This window comes from Mycobacterium sp. UNC410CL29Cvi84, from assembly GCF_000686745.1.
GTDB lineage: Bacteria > Actinomycetota > Actinomycetes > Mycobacteriales > Mycobacteriaceae > Mycobacterium > Mycobacterium mucogenicum_B.
This window is the reverse complement of the sequence record NZ_JMLM01000011.1, coordinates 20,511-42,977: the sequence shown is the minus strand read 5'-3', so window position 1 is coordinate 42,977 and position 22,467 is coordinate 20,511. Positions and strand designations below refer to the sequence as shown.

The window sequence follows — 22,467 nt, the reverse complement described above, 5'->3', positions numbered from 1 at the left end:
CGCTAGGGCGCCAGCCCGCCCTCGGCGATCCGTTTGATCGCGGCGAGACGCCGATCCCATTGTCTGCCAAGGGTTTCCAGCTCGTTGCCCAGGGCGCTGAGCTTGGCACCGAGCGCCCGGTAGCGAATCTCCCGGCCCACTTTGACGGGCTCGACCAGCCCCGCGTCGGCCAGCACCGACAGATGCTTGGCGATGGCCTGCCGACTCACGGGCAACCGGCCGGCCAGGGCGCTCGCCGACAGATCGTCGGCGCCCAGCTCGGTCAGGATGCGCCACCGCGTCTCGTCGGCGAGCACCGCCAGCACCGCCGGCATATGGGTGTCGGTCACACCGACGCCTGCAGGTACGCCACCAGGTCGTCCAACTCGGCCGTCCAGCCGCCGCTGTTCTCGGAGTACGCGGTCTGCGGGTCGGCCAGGTTCTCGAAACCCGTCTCACGCAGATCTAGCCGGGTGCCGCCATCGATCTCGGTGAGGTCGAAGCGGACGACCGTGGAGTTTTCCGGGGTCGGGTCGGCGTCGGCCTCGCGATGCGCCCACCGATAGACCAGCGTGTGCGGCGCCTCGGCGCTTTCGACGACGACGCGGAACTTGCCGTGGGCGTTCCAGCCGAAGAACCCGGTGCCGCCGGGGATCGGCTCCAGTTCGGCTGCGTCACCGAACCATTGGGCGATGAGCTCGGCTTTCGTCAGGGCATCCCAGACCCGCTGGATCGGCGCGTTGATGTCGATGGTGCGGGTGATGTCCAGCGTGTCCATGATTCCCCTTCGAGTGGCGCTATGTGCAACTCCACAGTTGCACACATACACCCGTAGTGCAACCCTCAGATTGCACTTGGCGTCGCGCGCCGCTCTCGCAACAGCATCAGACCGATGGTGCCGAACACCAGATTGGCGGCGATCTCCAGAATCGCGGTCACCCACGAGAACGCCGTCACGCGCGCCCACGGCGGCGCGTTGATGAAACTGTCGCTGAAGAATCCCCATTTCGGAAGCAGATGCGCCGCAGTGAATCCCACCGCGCCGGCATAGCCGATCCCGACGGCCGCGAGCGGCGCCCACCGGTTCCGCCTGAACACCAACGCGATCGCGATGGCCGCAAGAATCAGCTGCAGAGTGCCGCCCACCATCACCGCCGGTGGGACGACGTTCATCCCCCGCCGCATGTGGTCAGCGCCGTGCAGCAGCAGCGCCACGGCCAAAAAGCCTGCGGCCCAATCGAAGTTACGTTGCCAATTCCTGGAGTCACCAGTCATGCGGATCACCTCTACTACGCACGGTAGTAAATCGATGTCATCCTGTAAAGACCTGTCAGGGGCTGGCCCTACGATGCCTGGCGTGCGGATGAAACTATTGGGCGCGGCCGGGCTGGCCTCGGGTGGCGCGGCGTATCTGCACGGCTGGACGTGGGAACCGGCACTGGGCGTGGCCGTCGGCGTGCCGCTGCTGCTCGCCGCCGTTCCACACGTCGTCACCGGAATGCGCACCCCGAGCCGCCACGAGGACCCCGTCCACGACATGTCCGGCACCGAATTCGAGGACTACATCGCCCGGATCGCCCGGTCGTGCGGCGTCCCGGTCATCATGACGGAGCTGTCCGGGGACTGGGGCGTCGACCTGATCGTCGGCACGCGGCCCAATCGCCTTGCCATCCAATGCAAGCGACTGTCCCGGCCCGTCGGCCCCGGCGCCGTCCAGGAGGTGGTCGCCGGCGCACCCATGCAGGACTGCGCGCACACCATGGTGGTCACCAACAACGAGTTCACCCCGGCCGCAAGGAAATTGGCGGAGCTGCACGACTGCACCCTCGTCAGCGGCACCGAGCTGACCCGGCTGCGCGGATTGATCCGGCAGCAGGTACTAGAGCGCCGCTAGCACGTCCCGCACCGCCTGGACGGCTTCATCGATCTCGGTCCGCGACACTGTCAGCGCCGGCCGGAACCGCACGGAGTCGGTGCCACTGGCCAGCAGGATGACATGGTGCTGCCACAGCCGCTTGATCACCTCGTCGCGCTGCGCGGCCGACGGCATGCTGAACGCACACATCAGCCCACGCCCGCGCGGGTTGAGTACCAGTGACGGGAATTCGCTTGCCAGGCAACGCAACTGGCCCACCAGATACCAGCCCATCCGCACGGCGTTGTCGATCAGCCCGTCGGCTTCGATGACCTCGAGGATGCGGCGGGCCCGCACCATGTCGGTGAGGTTGCCACCCCAGGTGGAGTTGATCCGCGAGCTGACGCGAAAGACGTTGTCCGCGACGTCGTCGACGCGGCCACCGGCCATCACGCCACACACCTGGGCCTTCTTGCCGAACGCCACCACATCCGGCGTGACGCCCAATTGCTGGTAGGTCCATGGGGTTCCGGTCATACCGACGCCCGTCTGCACCTCGTCGAAGATCAGCAGCGCGTCGTACTCGACGCACAAATCCCGCATCGCGGCGAAGAACTCGGGACGCATGTGCCGGTCACCGCCCTCACCCTGGATCGGCTCGGCGATGAAGCAGGCGATGTCGTGCGGGTACGCCTCGAAGGCCGCCCTGGCCTGGCGCAGCGATTCACGTTCCAGCGCAACGATATCCACGCCGGGAGAAACCACCGGCGCGTCGATGCGCGGCCAGTCGAACTTCGGGAACCGGGCGACCTTGTTGGGGTCGGTGTTGGTCAGCGACATGGTGTAACCACTGCGACCGTGGAACGCGCCACGCAGGTGCAGGACCCGGGTGCCCAGCGCCGGGTCGATGCCGCGCGACTCATTGAGCCGGCTCTTCCAGTCGAAGGCGACCTTCAACGCGTTCTCCACCGCCAGCGCCCCGCCGTCGACGAAGAACAGGTGCGGCAGCGCCGGGTCACCGAGCACACGCGCGAACGTCTGCACGAAGCGCGCCATCGGCACGCTGTACACGTCGGAGTTGCTCGGCTTGTTCACCGCCGCCTGCGCCAGTTCGGCGCGGAAGGCCGCGTCGGTCAGAGCCGGATGGTTCATCCCCAGCGCCGACGACGCGAAGAACGTGAACATGTCGAGGTACCGGGTGCCGTCACGCGCGTCGACGAGATACGAACCACCCGACCGGTCCAGATCGAGCACGAGATCCAGACCATCGGTCAGGATGCTGCGCCCCAACACGTCGCGAACGTCGCGGGCGCTGCCCGCCGACAGCCCGTCACCAGAAGTCAGAACAGCGGTCATGCCGCCATCCTAACGCAATATTTACAGCTTGCGCGACCTACAGCAGGAACTATTCCGGTAGCGACACGTGATCATCGTAAAAAGTCTGTAAGATGATGGTGCTTCGCGTGCGAACGTTGGCGACCGTGCGGATCCGCTGCAACAGGCCTTCCAGCGCCCGCGCCGAGGCGACCCGCACCAGCAGGACGTAGCTCTCCTCGCCCGCCACCGAATGGCAGGACTCGATTTCGGGGAAAGGCTGCAGCCGCGCCGGGGCATCATCAGGTTGGGAAGGATCGAGTGGGGTGATCGCGACGAACGCCGACAACATGTGGCCGACGGCCTCGGGGTTGATCCGCGCCGTGTATCCCGTGATCACACCGCGGGATTCGAGCCTGCGCACGCGCGACTGCACCGCCGACACCGACAGCCCCGCGGCCGTCGCGAGGTGCGCCAGCGTCGCGCGGCCGTCGGCCATCAGCTCCCGCACCAGGATTCGGTCGACATCGTCAAGTTGCTCGGCTTCGGCCATGGCCGGAGACTACCCGCAGGTCATGCCATGACGGTCCAGACCTGGGAGCTGCGCGCCGCGTTCGCCGCCGCCCTGTCGCGCATGTACGGCACCGAGGTTCCGGCGTACACGACGCTGGTCGAGGTCAGCACGGCCGTGAACCGCGACTGCGCCACCGACGGCCGGCTCGGTTCCCTCGACCGCGTCACCGCCGAACGCCACGGCGCGATCAGAGTCGGCAGCCCCGCCGAACTCGCCGACGTCGCAGACCTTTTCGCGGCCTTCGGCATGTACCCCGTCGGGTTCTACAACCTGCGCGAGGCCGCCTCACCGGTGCCCGTGGTCTCCACCGCATTCCGTCCCATCGACGCGGAAGAGCTGGACTGCAACCCGTTTCGGGTGTTCACCTCGATGCTGGCCACCGAGGACGCCCGCTTCTTCTCCCCCGACCTGCGCGACCGGGTGCAGCGGTTCCTCGGGCAGCGCCAACTGTTCGACCCGGCGCTGATCGCCCAGGCCCGCCGGATCGCCGCCGACGGCTGCCCGGACGGTGATGCCGAGGACTTCGTGCACCGGTGCACCGCCGCTTTCGCGTTGTCGCGCACGCCGATCGACAAGGCCTGGTACGACGAGCTCAGTGCGGTCTCCGCCGTCGCCGCGGACATCGCCGGCGTGGCCACCACCCACATCAATCACCTGACGCCACGCGTACTGGACATCGACGAGCTGTACCGACGGATGACGGCCCGCGGCATCACCATGATCGACGCGATCCAGGGACCGCCGGCCACCGACGGTCCGCCGGTCCTGTTGCGGCAGACGTCGTTTCGGGCCCTGGCCGAGCCCCGCACGTTCCGCAACCCTGACGGCACGGTGTTCGACGGGAGTCTGCGGGTGCGCTTCGGCGAGGTGGAGGCCCGCGGGGTGGCGCTGACCCGCGCCGGCCGGGAACGCTACGACACCGCGATGACCGATCAGGAACACTGGGACCGGTACTTCCCCGGCACCGACATCGAGATGGCGGCACAGGGCCTGGCCTACTACCGCGGCGGCGATCCCACGAAACCCGTTGTCTACGAGGATTTCCTCCCCGCCTCTGCCGCCGGCATCTTCCGGTCCAACCTCGACCGGGATGCGGAGCCGGCAGCTGCCGACGACCACACCGACTACAGCCTCGACTGGATGGCCGGCGCCATCAGCCATCACATCCATGACCCGTACGACCTCTACGAGAAAGCGGCATCATGACTTCTGTGCAGAATCAGCTCTTGCCCACCGCCGATCAACTCCGCGACCGCGTGCGTACCGCGCTGCAGGCCGTCGGCGCCCACGTCACACTGGGCGAGCCCGGCGCCCACGGCTTGCACGCCAGCACGCCCATCACCGGTGAGGTGCTCTTCACGCTGCCCGAGAGCACCGCCGAGGAAACCGACACAGCGATCGCCGAAGCGGCGCAGGCCTTTTCCACCTGGCGCACCACGCCGGCGCCGGTCCGCGGCGCGCTCGTGGCCCGGCTGGGTGAGCTGCTCGTCGAGCACAAGGCCGATCTGGGCACGCTGGTGACCATCGAGGCCGGCAAGATCACCTCCGAGGCGCTCGGCGAAGTGCAGGAGATGATCGACGTCTGCCAGTTCGCGGTCGGTCTGTCGCGCCAGCTGTACGGGCGCACCATCGCCTCCGAACGGCCCGGACACCGGCTCATGGAGAACTGGCACCCGCTCGGAGTCGTCGGCGTCATCACCGCGTTCAACTTCCCCGTCGCGGTCTGGGCCTGGAACGCCGCCATCGCGCTGGTGTGTGGCGACACCGTGGTGTGGAAGCCCTCCGAACTCACCCCGCTGACCGCCGTCGCCTGCCAGGCGCTGCTGGAGCGCGCCGCAGCTGATGTCGGCGCCCCCGCGCACGTCGGTCGATTGGTGCTGGGCAGCCGCGACATCGGCGAGCAGCTGGTCGACGACCCCCGCGTGGCACTCCTGAGCGCGACGGGATCGGTGCGGATGGGCCAGGAGATCGGCCCGCGCGTGGCCCAGCGGTTCGGCAAGGTGCTGCTGGAACTCGGCGGCAACAACGCGACCATCGTGACGCCGTCGGCCGATCTCGACCTCGCGGTACGCGGCATCGTGTTCGCCGCCGCCGGCACGGCCGGGCAACGGTGCACGACGCTGCGCCGCGTCATCGCGCACCACAGCGTGGTCGACACGTTGGTGCAGCGGATCGTCACCGCGTATCAGAGCCTGCCTGTCGGCGACCCGGCTGCCGAGGGGACGTTGATCGGGCCACTGATCCACGAGCGGTCCTACCGCGACATGGTGGGCGCGCTGGAACAGGCACAGGCCGAAGGCGGCGAGGTGACCGGCGGTGAGCGGGTCCAGCTGCATCCCAGCTCGTACTACGTCACGCCCGCGGTGGTGCGGATGCCCGGGCAGACGGCCATCGTGCACCAGGAGACGTTCGCGCCAATCCTGTACGTCCTGACGTACGACACCCTCGATGAAGCCATCGCGCTGAACAACGCGGTGCCGCAGGGCCTTTCGTCGGCGATCTTCACCACCGACATCCGGGAGGCCGAACGCTTCATGGCCGCCGACGGGTCGGACTGCGGCATCGCCAACGTCAACATCGGCACGTCGGGCGCGGAGATCGGCGGCGCGTTCGGCGGCGAGAAGCAGACCGGTGGCGGCCGCGAATCCGGCTCCGATTCCTGGAAGGCGTACATGCGCCGGGCCACCAACACCGTCAACTACTCATCCGAGCTGCCGCTGGCTCAAGGCGTCCAATTCGGCTGAGGTAGACATGAGCCCGTGAAGATCGAAGGTGCGGTGGCTGTCGTCACCGGAGCGGGCTCGGGCATCGGCAGGTCCATCGCGACGGCACTGGCGGCCGCGGGCGCATCGGTCGTGGCCGGCGACATCAATGCCGAAGCCGCCGCCGAGACGGCCGCGGGCTACGGCGGTGTCGGCATCGGCGCGGACGCGTCGTCGGTCGACGGCATCGCGACGCTGCTCGACGCCGCCCGCGCGACCTACGGACCCGTCGACATCTACGTCGCCAACGCCGGCATCACCGGCGAACCCGGGCTGGGCGACGACGAAGCCGCGTGGGACCGCATCATCGACATCAACCTGCGCGCGCACATCCGGGCCGCCAAAGCTGTTGTGCCCGAATGGGTTGAGCGCGGCGGCGGGCATTTCGTCGCGGTGGCCTCGGCCGCCGGCCTGCTCACCCAGCTCGGCGCGGCCGGGTACAGCGTCACCAAGCATGCCGCCGTCGGGTTCGCGGAGTGGCTGACCATCACCTACGGCGACCAGGGCATCGGCGTCAGCTGCGTCTGCCCGATGGGCGTCGACACGCCCCTGCTGCGCGGCATGACCGACTCCCCCGACGCCGCGATCCGCGTGGCCGGCAACGCCGTGACCCACGCGGGCAACGTCGTCGGGCCCGATGATGTCGCGGCCCTCGTCGTCCAGGCCGTACAGGACGGCACGTTCCTGGTCCTCCCGCACCCCGAGGTACTGGAGATGTACCGCCACAAGGGCGCCGACTACGACCGCTGGATCGCCGGCATGCGGCGGTACCAGCGGACCCTCTGACCTGCGATTTGTGCACGATTTTCCGCGCTGACCGCGGATTTTCGTGCACAAATCCCTCAGGCATGTCAGACCCGCCGGGCAGTATGGACACGTGAATCCACTCGACAGGTTCAGTGACCTGACCCGGGAGTGGTTCGCGGCTGCCTTCAGCACGCCCACCCCGGCCCAGGAGCAGGCCTGGCAGGCCATCGCCGACGGCCACAACACGCTGGTCATCGCCCCGACCGGGTCCGGCAAGACGCTGGCGGCGTTCCTCTGGGCCATCGACCAGCTGGCACAGCAGCCCGCCAACACCAACGGCGCCAAGGGCACAAAAGTCCTCTACGTCTCGCCGCTGAAGGCCCTCGCGGTCGACGTCGAGCGCAACCTGTCCACGCCGCTCACCGGCATCACGCGGGTGGCCGAGCGGGTGGGCGCACCGGCGCCCGGCATCACCGTCGGCGTGCGGTCGGGTGACACCTCTCCCGCGCAGCGGCGCCAGCTGATCGCGACGCCGCCGGACATCCTGATCACCACACCCGAGTCGCTGTTCCTGATGCTGACGTCGGCGGCCCGCGAGACGCTGGCGACGGTGCGGACCGTCATCGTCGACGAGGTGCACGCCGTCGCGGCGACCAAACGCGGCGCGCACCTCGCCCTGTCGCTGGAACGCCTCGACGAGCTGCTCGACCAGCCGGCCCAACGCATCGGCCTGTCCGCGACCGTCAAGCCACCCGAGGAGGTCGCCCGCTTCCTGTCGGGAGCCGCGCCCACCACCATCGTCAAACCACCGGCCGCCAAGACCTTCGACCTGAGCGTCGAGGTACCGGTGCCCGACATGGCCAACCTCGACGGCGGCACCATCTGGCCCGATGTCGAGGAACGCATCGTCGACCTGATCGAGTCGCACAATTCGTCGCTGGTGTTCGCCAACTCCCGGCGGCTGGCCGAACGGCTCACCGCGCGGCTCAACGAGATTCACGCCGCGCGGTCCGGCATCGAGCTGCCGAATGAGCGAAACCCACAGATCGGCGGGGGCGCGCCGGCCACCATCATGGCCAGCGGGCAAACCTTCGGTGCGCCGAGCCTGCTCGCCAAGGCCCACCATGGCTCGGTCAGCAAGGAGGCGCGGGCGCAGGTCGAGGACGACCTCAAGAGCGGCCGCCTCAAGGCCGTCGTCGCCACGTCGAGCCTGGAACTCGGCATCGACATGGGTGCGGTCGATCTGGTCATCCAGGTCGAGGCGCCGCCGTCGGTGGCCAGTGGTCTGCAGCGCATCGGGCGCGCCGGCCACCAGGTCGGCGAGATCTCCGAGGGCGTCCTGCTGCCCAAGCACCGGACCGATCTCATCGACTGCGCCGTCACCGTGCAGCGGATGCGCGCCGGCGAGATCGAGACCCTGCAGGTACCCACCAATCCCCTCGACGTATTGGCCCAGCACACCGTCGCGGCGGCCGCTCTCGAACCCCTCGATGCCGACCGCTGGTTCGACGCCGTCCGCCGCAGCGCGCCGTTCGCCGCGCTGCCGCGCAGCGCCTTCGAGGCGACGCTCGACCTGTTGGCCGGCAAGTACCCTTCGACCGAGTTCGCCGAGCTGCGGCCGCGCCTGGTCTACGACCGCGACACCGGCACCCTGACTGCCCGGCCCGGCGCACAGCGGCTGGCCGTCACGTCCGGCGGCGCGATCCCGGACCGCGGCATGTTCACCGTCTACCTGGCCACGGGTGACGAAAAGCCTTCGCGGGTAGGCGAACTCGATGAGGAGATGGTCTACGAGTCGCGGCCCGGCGACGTCATCTCCCTGGGCGCCACCAGCTGGCGCATCACCGAGATCACCCACGACCGGGTGCTGGTGCTGCCCGCGCCCGGCCAGCCCGCGCGGTTGCCGTTCTGGCGCGGCGACGCCGTCGGCCGTCCCGCCGAGCTGGGTGCGGCCATCGGCGCGTTCACCGGCAAGCTCGCCGGGCTGCCGCGCGCCGAGTTCGACGAGTACTGCAGCACAATGGGTTTCAACGACTACGCCACCGACAACCTGTGGCAGCTGCTCGACGAGCAACGGCAGGCCACCGGCACGGTACCCACCGACACCACGTTCGTGGTGGAACGGTTCCGCGATGAGCTCGGTGACTGGCGGATCGTCCTGCATTCGCCTTACGGGCTGCGGGTGCACGGGCCGCTGGCGCTGGCGGTGGGTCGACGGATCATGGAGCGGTACGGCATCGACGAGAAGCCCACCGCGTCCGACGACGGCATCGTGCTGCGCCTGCCCGACACCGGGGAAAACCCGCCCGGCGCCGACATTTTCGTGTTCGAGGCCGACGAGATCGAGCCCATCGTCACCGCCGAGGTCGGCGGGTCGGCACTCTTCGCATCGCGTTTCCGCGAATGCGCGGCACGGGCGCTGCTGCTGCCGCGGCGCCATCCCGGCAAGCGGTCGCCGCTGTGGCACCAGCGACAGCGGGCCGCGCAGCTGCTGGACATCGCCCGCAAGTACCCGGATTTCCCGATCGTGCTGGAGACCGTGCGGGAATGCCTGCAGGATGTCTACGACGTCCCGATGCTCATCGAGTTGATGCGCCGTGTCGCACAACGCCGGATCCGGGTGCTCGACGTGCAGACCGCCACGCCGTCGCCGTTCGCCGCGTCGCTGCTGTTCGGTTACGTCGGCGCGTTCATGTACGAGGGCGACAGCCCGCTCGCCGAGCGTCGTGCTGCCGCACTGTCGTTGGACGCCACGCTGCTGGCCGAGCTGCTGGGCCGCGTCGAACTGCGCGAACTGCTCGACCCCGACGTCGTCGCCGCCACCATCCGGCAATTGCAGCACCTGACGGAAGACCGTGCCGCCCGTGACGCCGAGGGCATCGCCGACCTGCTGCGGCTGCTCGGGCCACTGACCACCGAGGAACTCCGGCAGCGGTGCACCGCAAGCGATGTCGAGGCCTGGTGCGCCACGCTGCAGGCCGCCAAGCGCGCCGTGGCGGTGACGTTCGCCGGCCAAAGCTGGTGGGCCGCCGTCGAGGACATGGGCCTGCTGCGCGACGGTCTCGGCGTCGCGGTGCCGGTCGGCGTGCCGGCCAGTTTCACTGCCGCGGTGACCGACCCGCTGGGCGAACTGCTCGGCCGCTACGCCAGAACCAACGGGCCGTTCACGACAACCCAGGCGGCGGCCCGGTTCGGCCTCGGCCACCGGGTGACTGCCGATGCCCTGAGCCGGATGGTGCTGGACGGCAAGCTCATTCGCGGTGAGTTCACCGATCTGCCGGACAGCGTCGACCAGCAATGGTGTGACGCCACGGTGCTGAAGATTCTGCGGCGCCGGTCGCTGGCCGCGCTGCGGGCCCAGATCGAGCCGGTGAGCACCGCCGCGTACGCCCGGTTCCTGCCGGCCTGGCAGCAGTTCGGCGATGCGCGCGGCATCGACGGCCTGGCATCGGTCATCGAACAGCTTGCCGGCGTGCCGATTCCGGCGTCCGCCGTCGAGCCGCTGGTGTTCGGTCAGCGGGTGTCGGACTACCAACCGGCGATGCTCGACGAACTGCTGGCCTCCGGTGAGGTCATCTGGTCGGGTGCCGGCCAGATCGGCGCCAACGACGGCTGGGTCGTCTTCCACCGGGCCGACACCGCGCCGCTGTCGCTGGCGCCGGGTACGGAGATCGAGTTCACCGACACGCACCGCGAACTCCTGGACACGCTCAGCAACGGCGGCGCCTACTTTTTCCGGCAGCTGGCCGCAGAGGACAGCACCGACGCGAAACAGGCGCTGTGGGAACTGATCTGGGCCGGCTGGGTCACCGGCGACACTTTCGCCCCGGTCCGGGCGCTCCTGGGCAACGCGGGGCGCAAACCCGGAGGGTCGCACCGACAGCGGCAGCAGCGCCCGCCCCGGCTCAGCCGCTACAGCGTCGCCCGGCCGCAGGCCCGCACCGTCGACCCGACGGTCGCCGGCCGGTGGTCGGCCTTGCCGCCCGCCGAGCCGGAATCCACGACGCGGGCACACTTTCAGGCCGAGCTGCTGCTGGGCCGCTACGGCGTCGTCACCCGCGGCGCGGCCGACGGCCTGCCCGGCGGATTCGCCACGCTGTACAAAGTGCTGACGGCGTTCGAGGAGGCCGGGCGCTGCCAGCGCGGGTATTTCATCGAATCCCTTGGTGGCGCGCAGTTCGCGGTGGCCTCGACGGTGGACCGGTTGCGCAACTATCTCGACAGCGTCGACCAGAGCAGACCCGACTACACCGCCATCGTGCTCGCCGCCACCGACCCGGGCAATCCCTACGGCGTCGCACTCCCCTGGCCCGAGGCTGCCGGCCACCGGCCTGGTCGCAAGGCGGGGGCGCTGGTGGCGTTGGTCGACGGCGAGCTGGTGTGGTTCCTGGAACGGGGCGGAAAGTCGTTGTTGTCGTTCGGCGCCACTGCCGAACAACAACGCGCGGCGGCCGGTGCGCTGGCAGAGCTGGTGAGCACCGGGCGACTGCAGTCGCTGTTGATCGAGAAGGTCAACGGGGAGACGGTGTTGGCTCCCACCCCCGACGCCGCGCAGGCCGAGGTCCACGCCGCGCTGGCCGATGCCGGGTTCTCCCGGACGCCGCGGGGGCTGCGGCTGCGCTGATCCGGTGGGTCGAGTTGGATCTGTCTAGATCCTGCACGCTCACGGTCCACTGCTTACGATGTGATGAGCTCGGAAATCATCGGCCGGCGTCCACACGCCGGTCGATGTGACGAGCGTCGCCGCCAGTCCACCTACCATCTAGTTAGGTTAGGCTAAGCTGGTTGATTGCGTCGGCTGCCGGCCTGGCCGCGTCGGCCATGGCGGGTCGCTCAACGACGAGAACCCACGGGACACGCCGGTATGCGGCTGAAGGGTTTGAGGAGACGCGATTGCCCGGACTGTACGACCCGGATCAGGACAAGAGCAGTTGCGGTGTCGGCTTCTTGACCAGGAAGGACGGCGTCCAAACCCACGACGTCATCCGCAAACTCCACGAGGCGTTGTGCGCCGTACCGCACCGCGGCGGCATGTCCTCCGAAGGCGTGGGCGACGGCGCGGGCGTCAACCTCGATCTGTCACTGCGATTCTTCGCCGAACTCACCAATCGGTCCGACCTACGCCTCGGCCAGTTCGGCGTGGGCAACTTCTTCCTGCCGAATGATCCCGCCCACCATGACGAGGCCGAGGCGGTCATCGAGAAGGCACTCCTTGACCAGGGTTTCGAAATTCTGCTCAAGCGCGATGTCCCCGTGGATGATTCTGCAATCAGGGCCGCCGCGACGAAGTATCAGCTCCCCATCCGGCAGTGGGTGTTCCTGTCGGATTCGGATCGCAAGATCCACGATGCCCTCATGGCCATCGAGGCGATCGCCTACACCCGCCCCGAACTGCTTGGCCTGTACCCGCTTTCGTTGAGCGCGCGCACGCAGGTGCTCAAGGGCCGGCTCAACTCGAACGAAGTGGTGCCCTACTTCCGCGATCTGTCCGATCCGCGGATGGAGGTGCACTCCATGTTCTTCCACACCCGCTTCTCCACCAACACGGCGCCCAATGCCACCATGGCCCAGCCGTTCCGGTTGATGGCCCACAACGGCGAGCTCAACACCGACAAGAAGAACCGGCTCTCCGACAACGCGATGGCGCGGGCGCACAACCGCGCCATCATCCGCCCCGCCGGACAATCGGACAGCTGCCGGCTGGACCAGACGCTGCAGCACCGGGTGCTCGAGGACGAACTGGACCTCGTCACGGCCGTGGTCGCCATGATGCCCCCGGCATGGGAGAACGACACCACACTGTCGCCTGAGGTCCGCGCCATGCTCGAGTACTTCAGCCTCTACGAGGAGAAGAACGACGGTCCTGCCGCACTGATCTTCGGCGACGACCGGTTCATCGGCGCGCGCCTCGACCGCTTGGGACTGCGCCCGCTGCGCACCGTGGAGACCGCCGAGTATCTGGGCGTCATGTCCGAAGCCGGGCAGGTGTACTTCCCGCCAGAGGAAGTGATCAAACGGGGCCGCATCGAAGCCGGCGGAATGCTGTACTACGACCACAAAGCGCAGCGGTCGTACGGTTCTACCGAAGCCCTGGAAATACTTGCTGCACAACATGATTACCCCGAAATGCTGGCGCGGGCCCGGGTCAACCTGGCCGACCTGCCCGCGGTGCCGCCGGAAAGCCAGCTCTCCCCCGCCCGCTACAACGGCGACCTGAACCGCTATCAGCGCTACGTCGCCTATTCCATGAGCCAGGAAGATTTCAAGTTCCTGATGGACCCGATGCTGGCCACCGGGCAGGAGAAGATCTCCGCGATGGGTTACGGCGCCGCGATCAACGCGCTGTCCAATCACGAAGGCGGCATTGCCCGGTATTTCTCGCAGCGGTTCGCTCAGGTCACCAATCCGCCGCTGGACAGCATCCGTGAAGCCGACGGCATGACGTTGCGGGTGGCACTCGGCGCCAAGCCGGGTAGTGGCGGTACACCGGCGCCGCAGATCGTCATCCCGTCTCCGATCCTGTCGCATCTGGACATGCTGAAGATCCGCGACCAGAGCCACACCCCGGTGCGGGTGTTCGGCATGCGATACCGAGTGGCCCTCGATGGCGGGCAGTACAACGCCGACGTTCTGGTGCACGCGATCGACAAGCTGTGCGATGAGGTCGAGGCGTTCGCGCGCGAGTCGGGCGGCATCGCCGTCATCTCCGACCGTCACGTCGAAGGTGCCCGGGCGCCGATGCCTCTCACCATCGTGGTCTCGGCCATCAACCAGCGGCTCATCGAAGAAGGCCTGCGGCTGCGGGTGTCGCTGATCGCCGAGAGCGGCCAACTGGCGTCGTCGCATCACATCGCGACGGTGCTCGGGTTCGGCGCGTCCGCGGTGTATCCGCTGACGGTGCAGATGCGCGCCGAGGAGAAGTTCGGCCCCGACGAGCAATCGGTTGCCGCCGCCTACAAGCGTTTCGCCAAGGCCGCGGAGAAGTCGTTGATGAAGACCATGGGCCGCGTCGGCCTGTGCACCGTCGAAAGTTACATCGGCGGTGAGTTTTTCGAGCCCAACTACCTCGACACCGCAGGGCCGGTGCTCCGCAAGTACTTTCCGAACGTCACCGCGGTCGTCGGCGGCGTCGGATTCCGTACGCTGTCCGACACCTCGGCTGAGTGGCATAACCGCGCCCTGCAGGTCAGCACCGAGAAAGACGTGCCGCTGCTCGGCCTGTTCAAGGAACGCGCGGAAGGCGCCGGGCACTCGTACGGCACCACGGCCGTGCGGGGATTCGTCGACATGACCGAGGAATCCATCGCGTTCGACGACGCTGCGCGGCCCAAGAATGCCGACATGGCCGACCCGGTGTTCCTGCGAACGCTGCCGTTGAACCAACTCGAAGGTGCATTCGGCCTGAACGACGAGGCCTACCGCAACAACAGCTTCGAGGAACTGACGCCGCGGGCCATCAACAGCTTCGACATCACTCCCGGCTACCGCAGTTTCGTGTTCGCCATGAACGACGAACGGGCCCGCCGGCCTGCAGCTCTGCGCGACGTGCTGGCGTTCCCTGCCGACGTCACCTTCGCCACCACGGCGGACGAATTCCGTTCCGAGATGGGCAAGTTCGCTCGCTTCGGCAACAACTCCTACCTGGTGCGCGGTCTGACGGTGGAGCGGATGGGAGACGAGTTCACAATCCGGCTGAGCCACTCACCGGAGCGACTGCACGCATTGGCGGACTCGTTGGTACAGCGGTTCGGTGAGGAAATCATCGACCACCGGATCGACGACGACCGGCTGTGGCTCGTCGCTCGTGCGAGAGCTCGGCATTTCCTGGGAATGACGCAGACCGCGCCGGAAGCGATTCCGCTGGATTCGGTCCAACCGGCCGATGAGATCGCGGCCACGCTCACCTCCGGCGCCATGAGCCACGGTGCGCTGGTGGCGAACGCCCACGAGGCCGTCGCGCACGGCACCAACATGGTGGGCGGTCTGTCGAACTGCGGTGAGGGCGGCGAGCACATCAGCCGCTACGGCACCATCCGCGGCTCCCGCATCAAGCAGTTCGCCTCGGGCCGCTTCGGCGTGTGGGCCGGCTATCTGGCCGATCCGATGCTCCGCGAGCTGGAGATCAAGATCGGGCAGGGCGCCAAACCCGGTGAGGGCGGCCAGCTTCCGGCTCCCAAGGTGACGGTACAGATCGCGGCCGCCCGCGGCGGCACCCCCGGCGTCGAGCTGGTGTCGCCGCCGCCGCACCACGACACGTATTCGATCGAGGACCTGGCACAGCTGATCCACGACTGCAAGGCCGCACGCGTGCGGGTGATCGTCAAGCTGGTGTCGAGTGAAGGCATCGGAATCATCGCCGCCGGTGTCGCCAAGGCCGGCGCAGACGTCATCAATGTGGCCGGCAACACCGGCGGCACCGGCGCGGCCGCCGTCACGAGCCTCAAGTACGCGGGCCGCTCGGCGGAGATCGGCGTCGCCGAAGTGCATCAGGCCCTGGTGGCCAACGGGATTCGGCAGAAAGTCGTCCTGCGATGTTCAGGCGCGCACCAAACCGCCAGTGACGTGATCAAATCGGCGCTACTCGGAGCGGACAGCTACGAGTTCGGCACCACTGCCCTGATGATGCTCAAGTGCGTCATGGCGAAGAACTGCAACATCAAATGCCCGGCAGGCCTGACCACCAACGCCGAGGCGTTCGAGGGCGATCCTCGTGCCTTGGCGCAGTACCTGCTCAACATCTCCCATGAGGTCCGCGAAATTCTCGCCACGCTCGGGCTGCCGTCATTGCAGCATGCCCGCGGCCGCAGCGACCTGCTGCACCTGCTGGATCACCCGTCGAGTATCGGCCAACTCGATCTGCGGGCAATGCTCGCCCCCGCAGAGGGTTTCGTCCCCGAAGACCCGATCTACATGGAACGGGACTACTCCGTCGACGACTCGTTCCTGGCCCAGCTCGACCTGGCCGGCGTCGCGATGGAACCGGTGACGCTGACCAACCGGAACAAGAGCGTCGGCGGACAGCTGGCGATCGACATCGAACGCATGCTCAACCACGAGGGTGCCGATGGTCCGGCGGTGGCGACCGACGACCGCGGCCGCCGCTTCCTGAAGCCGGACAGCGTCGTCATCACCACGTCCGGATCGGCCGGACAGAGCTACGGCGCGTTCTGCAACGACGGAATGCTGTTGACGCACACCGGAACTTGCAACGACGGCGTCGGCAAGAGCGCCTGTGGCGGCACCATTGCGGTGCTGTCCCCCGGCGGCGGATCGGACGAGCCCGGCGGCAACGTGCTGATCGGTAACTTCGCTCTGTTCGGCGCATCGGGCGGCCGGCTGTTCGTCGCAGGTGAGGCCGGTGACCGGTTCGCCGTGCGTAACTCCGGCGCCACGGCAGTGGTCGAAGGCGTCGGCGAATTCCTCTGCGAGTACATGACCAACGGTGCGGTGTTCAACATCGGCGAGTTCGGCAAGGGTGTCGCCAATGGCATGAGTGGCGGATTCCTCTACCAGTTCGACCCCGACGGTCAGCTGCCCTCGAAGGTCAGTGCCGACTCGGTGGTCGTCGCCCCGATATCGGAGGCGCCGTTTCACGAAGCGACGGCACTGACTCTGCTGCAGTGGCATGCTGAGGCCACCGGTTCGGCGAAAGCGCGGCGGCTGCTTGACGATTGGCACGTCACCCGCCAGCACGTGGTGTACGCCATGCCGCGGGCACTGCTGCTGTACCAGGACGCCGACGCAATCCTGGCGGCCAAGACCCGCAAGGAACTGCTCGACGAACTGGCCACTGCGCTCGCCGGCTACCAAGTGGCCAAATTCAAGCGGTCCTACCGCAACGGCGAAACAGTGCTCGGCGGTGCGGTACCCGGTTACGGCGATACCGACACCGAGGAGATGTACGCGCTGCTCAACACCTACACGGTGCTGCACATGGCTCAGCAACTCGCCTTGTCCCGCACCCCCGGGGTGGCTGACGTGGCCGATCCACGGATCGGAAAGACTGTGCGCAACCTGGTGCTCACCGAGGATTTCTTCCTCATCCAGAAACTGCAGCGCTACGCCCGCGAGGCCATCGACGGGTTCAGCGACGAGGACCTCGCGGTGTTCGTCGCCAACAAGCGGATCAACGACTACAAGGAGGCGCTGGCCCAACGCAATGTGCTGTCCATGGACAGTCCCGGCACCTACGGCTGGATCCTGTACCAAGATGCGAAGAACGTCGAGAAGATCGGCCGACTGCCGTCCTTCGAGGAACTGTTTGCCGCACAATCCGTCCCGGATGTCGCCGCCTCGTTCGACTCCCTGGAGAGCGCACAGTGAAGATCGCCTACATTCCCGAAGACGCCCCGTTCAGCGGAGACCAGCGTGCCTGGATCTCCGGCTTCCTGGCCGGTCTGCATTCCCGACTGGCGATCAATGTCGCTGCCCCGCCGCCCGTGGTCGTCGGTGACCAACCGGCCTCGCTTCCGCAGCTGCGTGTCCTGTACGGAACCCAGACGGGCAACGCCGAGGGTGTCGCCAATGATGCTGCGGCAGCGGCCAAGTCACAGGGTTTCGACGTCAAGGTCAGCGGACTCGACGAGATCGAACTGGGCGAGTTCGCCGGCCTGAAGTTCGTGCTGATCGTCACCTCGACCTATGGCGAGGGCGAGATGCCCGACAATGCCGAATTGTTCTGGGAGGCCCTGTCGGCGTCGACGGCACCGCGGTTGGAGGGTGTCTCGTTCGGTGTGCTGGCGCTCGGCGACACCGGCTATGACGGCTTCTGCCAGGCCGGCAAGCTGTTCGATATGCGCCTGGAACAACTCGGCGCGACCCGCGTCGTCCCGCGCAGCGACTGCGACGTCGACTACGAGGCACAGGCCGCCGACTGGATTCAGAGTGCACTGATGGCGCTGGTGCCGACATCCGGTGCCAGTGGGCGGCCGTCGGCGCCGCCGCCCAGTGCGGTCGCGCGCTCCGGATGGACGCGGAAGAACCCGTTCGTCGCGGCGTTGGCGGTCAACCGCTTGCTGTCGGGCCCGGGTTCGGACAAGGAGATCCGGCACTACGAATTCGCCTTGGCGGACAGCGGTATCGAATACGAGGCCGGTGACGCGCTGGCCGTGCTGCCGCAGAACAATCCTGCTCTGGTGCAGGCCATCGCCGAGCATTTCCGGGTGTCCGTCGACACGATGGTCGCCGGCGAGCCGCTGAGCGAGCTCCTCGGGAATCGATACGAAATCAGTTCTCCATCAAAGGATTTGCTCGGTGAGGTGGAAAGTCGCGCCGAGAACGAAGAACTGTCGCACGTGCTGCGCGGCGGCGTGAAGGAGCGACTGGACCGCTGGCTGTGGGGTAAGGACATCCTCGACGTGCTGCGCATCGCCGGCGACGACTTGAGCGTCGAAGAATTCGTCGGATTGCTCAAACCCCTTCAGCACCGGGCATATTCGATCTCATCGAGTGCGCTCGCGCATCCTGATCGTATCCACCTGACGGTGGCCAGCGTGCGCTACGAAATGGGTGGGCGCATGCGCGGCGGCGTGTGCTCGACGTTCCTGGCCGACCGCAGCGAGACGGCGAAAATCTTCCTGCAACCGAACAAGTCGTTCCGGGTACCAGCCGATAACGACGTGCCGATGATCATGGTCGGTCCCGGCACCGGCATCGCACCATTCCGGGCGTTCCTGCAAGAACGCGAAAAGCGCGGTGCCGGCGGCCGCAACTGGCTGTTCTTCGGCGACCAGCATCGCGCGGACGACTACGTCTACGAAGACGAACTGACGGCGTGGCAGGCCTCCGGCCTTCTGGACCGACTGGACCTGGCGTTCTCGCGCGATCAGCGCGAGAAGGTCTATGTGCAGCACCGGATGCGCGAAAACGGCAAAGAACTGTTCGGCTGGCTCCAGGACGGTGGCCACTTCTACGTCTGTGGCGACGCGTTACGGATGGCCAAAGACGTCGACCAGGCTCTGCACGATGTGGTCGCCGAACACGGCGGACTCGATCATGACGCCGCCACTGACTACGTCAACGAACTCAAACGCGAGAAGCGGTACGTGCGCGATGTGTACTGACGGTCGACGATGCCCGAACTGCCCCGCGGGGCGGCTTGCGGCCGGCAGCCGCGCACTGGCCGAAGCGCTGCCCGCGCTGGGCACGGTGGTCTCGGTGACCGCCAATGATGCTGCGCTACTGTCGCAGACCGGCGAGTATGGCGCGGTCGCGCACCCCGGTGAAGCGCTCGTGTACAACGAGGATCGGATCGGACTACGGATCTCGCCCAGTGTGGTCGGGTACCGGACCTCGCGGGCACTGACACTGCTCGACGACTTCGGCACGCACCGCGCCTATCTGACACCGTTGACGGACCAGCTTGTGGTGGAGGCACTCTCGACCACACCGGCCGACGCATCAGAGCCTGTGTCGCCGGTCGACTGGGGTGCGGTCAACTGGGACGACACCGATCAACTCGACCATCTCGACGATCTGTCGCACGCGCGCTACCAGGTGCTTCCGTTTCAGGGCGCCCGGCGGATCGTTCCTGCAGTGGTTCCTCACCTCTTGGCGTATCTGGTGTCCGAGGGGCTGGGTTTCACGGTCGCTGTGCGCGGCGGCGGGTGCGTGCAGCTACACCGCGGCCGGGCGTCGATGGCAGATGGGGCGAACCAACATTTCGCGGTGATATTCGGAGCAGCACGATATGCCGTTGACCCCGTACAGCTTTCGGAATGCTGGGTGACCCGCACGCATGGCATATCCGGGCCGACGTCAGCGATCGAGCTGTACGACCACAGCCGCCACTGCGTGACGGTTCTGACGCAGACCGGAGCCGTCTGCGAGCACGTCCGGAAAACCTGGGAAGCCATGGTGGCATCGTTGCCGACCTGCGAGGACTAGAAAACTCAGGCAGCAGAAGGGTTTTCGATCACAATCGCAACGCCCTGACCTGATCCGACGCAGACGCCGATGGCCCCGTAGCGCGCGTTGCGCTCGCGCAGTTCGGTGGCCAGGGTCAGGACGTACCGGGCCCCGGTGGCGCCGAACGGGTGACCGATCGCCACGGCACCGCCATTGGGAGTGAGCTTCTCGTCGGGCACGACGAACCCGCCGAGCTGATTCGGCAGCTCTCGCAACACCCCGAGGGCTTGCGCGCTGAACGCTTCGTGGACCTCCCAGACATCGATCTGTTCGGGCCTCAGCCCGGCACGTTTGATGGCCAGGGGCAGCGCCCACGCCGGCGCGAGCCCCATGAACAGCGGGTCGATCCCGTACACCGCCGAGGAGACCACCCGCGCCAAGGGCTCGACGCCGAGTTCCGCCGCGCGCTCCCCCGACGCCAGCACCAGCGCGCTGGCGCCATCGGTGAGCGGCGTCGAGTTGGCCGCCGTCATCTGCGTGGTACCCGGCTGCGGGCGCAGCGCCGCCAGCTGCTCGGCCGTGGTCTCGTCGCGGATGAACTCGTCGTGCTCGAAAAGCCGCGCCGGCGACTTCTTCGTCGCGGCGATCTCGACCGGCATGATCTCCTTGGCCAGGCGCCCGGAATCGCGGGCCGCCTTGGCGTTTCGCTGCGTGCGCAGCGCGAAGGCGTCGATCTCCTCGCGCGTCAGACCGTAGCGATCGGCGACCTTCTGCGCGGTCTCGATCATGCTGATGTACGCGTTGCGCGCCAGCAGCGCGGGGTTGGGTGGGCCACCGGCACCGGCCCACATGGTGTCGAGCAGAATGACCGGCCCCCGCGGCGCGAACGGCGCGTCGCCTTTCATGTAGGCCCAGCCCGATCGCGACATCGACTCGACGCCGCAGGCCATCCCCACGCCCAGATCGCCGGCCCGGATTGCGTGGGCGACGTTGATCGTGGCGCTCAGCGACGACCCGCAGAACCGGTTGATCGTCGTCCCGGCCACGGTGTCCGGGAAGCCCGCGGCGAGCGCCGCCCAGCGGGCGACGTCACCCATCCCCTCGTGCGCCGGATTCACACAGCCGGCGACGACATCCTCGATGGCTCCGAGCTCGACGCCGACGCGTTCGCACGCGCCCTTCATCGTCATGCCGAGGAGGTCGTCGGTGCGGATGTGCGACAGCGAACTGCCGTACCGCGCAAATGGAGTGCGGACACCACCAAGCACAAATGCTTCTGTCATCAACCGTCTCCCGCTCGATGTCGAGCCGAGCGTACGTCGAACGCGAACGTGATCGCGCGGATCTCGAGAAAGTCGACGATCGGGTTCACGCTCGGCGCAGCCAGTCGAGCACCTGCTGCGCGTGGGTGTTCGGCGGGAAAATCGGATAGAAGACGTGCTCGATCCGGCTGTCCCGGATCACCAGCGTGAGGCGGGTGTAGAGCCGAGGATGCTTGTCGGCGGCGAAGGTCGGGAGCTGCAGCGCGTCGGCCAGCGCGAACGTCTCGTCCGACAACATGTGGAACGGCAACCGCAGCCGCCGCACCACTTCGGCCTGGTAGTCGACGTCCTGGCTGGACAGTCCCCAGACCTGGCTCGCCCCAGCGGCTTTCAGCTCGGTGAAATGGTCGCGGAAGTCGCACGCCTCGGTGGAACAGCCCCGGGCCCCGGGAATCGCGTCCCAACCCGCGGGGAGGTCGGCACCGGGACGGCCGGTCAGTGGATACAGGTACAGAATCGTCCGCCCCGCCGGCAGCTGACGCAGCTGGACGTCACCACCGCCGCTCGACCTCAGCGTGATGTCCGGGACCGGCAGCCCGGCCAGATGATCAGCCGCACCGTCGTTTTCGGGAACGGGCAGGCCGGCGGGGAGCGTCGTGAAATCTGTCAACGGTTCGTCCTTCTTGTCGAATGCTCGGCACGCGGCGGCGTCGAGCCGCGCCGCGAGGTCCTGCCGCCGCTGTGTCAGCGACGCGATGGTCTCGTCGAGGACCGCGATGCTGTCCCGATACGCCACAAGCGACTCGGGGCACTCGTCGCTGTGTTCGTGGCCATGACGAAGGCAGTCGATGAACGGCCCGGCCTTCGATGGGGCGATGCCGACCGCGGCGAGCGCACGCACCTCGCTGACGATCTGCACGTCCTCTTCGGTGTAATCCCGGTAGCCATTGGGCAGACGCGACGGCACCAGGAGGCCGAGGTCCTCGTAGTACCGCACGGCCTTGGTCGACGCGCCCGTCAGCCGGGCCAGCTCAGAAATCTGCATGGTCAATGTCCTCAGCCCAGAGGGTAAACATTGCCGCCGGGGGCAAGGTCAACTTCCGCGGCCGCCGGACCCATTCATGCCGG

The 22,467-nt window shown here is 67.5% G+C and carries 15 protein-coding genes; 8 read left to right on the top strand and 7 right to left on the bottom strand.

All coding sequences use genetic code 11. The features are described from left to right. Nucleotides 1-2: 2 nt before the first annotated feature. The 3 genes from BR47_RS0116425 to BR47_RS0116415 all read right to left on the bottom strand — a co-directional run bounded on the left by BR47_RS0116425 (nucleotide 3) and on the right by BR47_RS0116415 (nucleotide 1,194). Nucleotides 3-314, bottom strand: a complete 312-nt coding sequence (locus tag BR47_RS0116425; RefSeq protein ID WP_036421090.1) for an ArsR/SmtB family transcription factor — start codon at nucleotides 312-314, stop codon at nucleotides 3-5. A gap of 11 nt (nucleotides 315-325) precedes the next feature. Then, a complete protein-coding gene (locus BR47_RS0116420; RefSeq protein WP_020102853.1) occupies nucleotides 326-757 on the bottom strand; it encodes an SRPBCC family protein in 432 nt (143 codons plus the stop codon). 65 nt (nucleotides 758-822) lie between these two features. Continuing rightward, nucleotides 823-1,194: a hypothetical protein gene (locus tag BR47_RS0116415; RefSeq protein ID WP_231506726.1), complete on the bottom strand. Its 372-nt coding sequence runs from the start codon at nucleotides 1,192-1,194 to the stop codon at nucleotides 823-825. 133 nt (nucleotides 1,195-1,327) lie between these two features. On the opposite strand from BR47_RS0116415, the gene BR47_RS0116410 reads away from it, so the two are divergent. Continuing rightward, nucleotides 1,328-1,873: a restriction endonuclease gene (locus tag BR47_RS0116410; RefSeq protein ID WP_036421025.1), complete on the top strand. Its 546-nt coding sequence runs from the start codon at nucleotides 1,328-1,330 to the stop codon at nucleotides 1,871-1,873. Here BR47_RS0116410 and lat read toward each other — a convergent pair. Both lat and BR47_RS0116400 read right to left on the bottom strand, forming a co-directional pair. Next, nucleotides 1,859-3,190, bottom strand: coding sequence for an L-lysine 6-transaminase (gene lat / locus BR47_RS0116405; RefSeq protein ID WP_029120181.1), 1,332 nt, complete (start codon nucleotides 3,188-3,190; stop codon nucleotides 1,859-1,861). The genes BR47_RS0116410 and lat overlap by 15 nt on opposite strands. A 49-nt stretch (nucleotides 3,191-3,239) precedes the next feature. Beyond that, the gene (locus BR47_RS0116400) at nucleotides 3,240-3,701 is read right to left on the bottom strand and encodes an Lrp/AsnC family transcriptional regulator (protein WP_020102849.1); all 462 of its coding nucleotides are present in this window, start codon (nucleotides 3,699-3,701) and stop codon (nucleotides 3,240-3,242) included. Between the two features lie 27 nt (nucleotides 3,702-3,728). Between BR47_RS0116400 and hglS the strand changes: the two genes are divergently transcribed. From hglS to BR47_RS0116365, 7 genes are all read left to right on the top strand, one after another. Beyond that, nucleotides 3,729-4,928, top strand: coding sequence for a 2-oxoadipate dioxygenase/decarboxylase (hglS, locus tag BR47_RS0116395; RefSeq protein ID WP_020102848.1), 1,200 nt, complete (start codon nucleotides 3,729-3,731; stop codon nucleotides 4,926-4,928). Next, nucleotides 4,925-6,466 (top strand): L-piperidine-6-carboxylate dehydrogenase, encoded by a 1,542-nt coding sequence (gene amaB / locus BR47_RS0116390; protein WP_029105543.1) that lies wholly within the window; start codon nucleotides 4,925-4,927, stop codon nucleotides 6,464-6,466. Before hglS ends, amaB begins: the two co-directional genes overlap by 4 nt. Before the next feature lie 15 nt (nucleotides 6,467-6,481). Next, nucleotides 6,482-7,270 carry an SDR family oxidoreductase gene (locus BR47_RS0116385; RefSeq protein ID WP_029120180.1) on the top strand — a complete coding sequence of 263 codons (789 nt, stop codon included), beginning with the start codon at nucleotides 6,482-6,484 and terminating at the stop codon, nucleotides 7,268-7,270. A gap of 91 nt (nucleotides 7,271-7,361) precedes the next feature. Next, complete coding sequence (locus tag BR47_RS0116380) at nucleotides 7,362-11,855, top strand: ATP-dependent helicase (RefSeq protein WP_029120179.1); 4,494 nt, start codon at nucleotides 7,362-7,364, stop codon at nucleotides 11,853-11,855. A 197-nt stretch (nucleotides 11,856-12,052) separates the two neighbouring features. Beyond that, entirely contained in the window at nucleotides 12,053-17,554 is a 5,502-nt protein-coding gene (locus BR47_RS0116375) for a glutamate synthase-related protein (RefSeq protein ID WP_502685827.1), read from the top strand. Beyond that, on the top strand, nucleotides 17,551-19,293 hold the full coding sequence (locus BR47_RS0116370) for a sulfite reductase subunit alpha (protein WP_029120177.1): 1,743 nt from the start codon (nucleotides 17,551-17,553) through the stop codon (nucleotides 19,291-19,293). The genes BR47_RS0116375 and BR47_RS0116370 overlap by 4 nt, the downstream gene beginning before the upstream one ends. After that, nucleotides 19,283-20,116 carry a ChuX/HutX family heme-like substrate-binding protein gene (locus tag BR47_RS0116365; RefSeq protein WP_029120176.1) on the top strand — a complete coding sequence of 278 codons (834 nt, stop codon included), beginning with the start codon at nucleotides 19,283-19,285 and terminating at the stop codon, nucleotides 20,114-20,116. The genes BR47_RS0116370 and BR47_RS0116365 overlap by 11 nt, the downstream gene beginning before the upstream one ends. Nucleotides 20,117-20,121: 5 nt before the next feature. Here BR47_RS0116365 and BR47_RS0116360 read toward each other — a convergent pair whose 3' ends face one another. Next, the gene (locus BR47_RS0116360) at nucleotides 20,122-21,360 is read right to left on the bottom strand and encodes a thiolase family protein (RefSeq protein ID WP_029120175.1); all 1,239 of its coding nucleotides are present in this window, start codon (nucleotides 21,358-21,360) and stop codon (nucleotides 20,122-20,124) included. A gap of 85 nt (nucleotides 21,361-21,445) precedes the next feature. Further along, complete coding sequence (locus BR47_RS0116350) at nucleotides 21,446-22,384, bottom strand: MerR family transcriptional regulator (protein ID WP_029120174.1); 939 nt, start codon at nucleotides 22,382-22,384, stop codon at nucleotides 21,446-21,448. Between the last annotated feature and the right edge of the window lie 83 nt (nucleotides 22,385-22,467).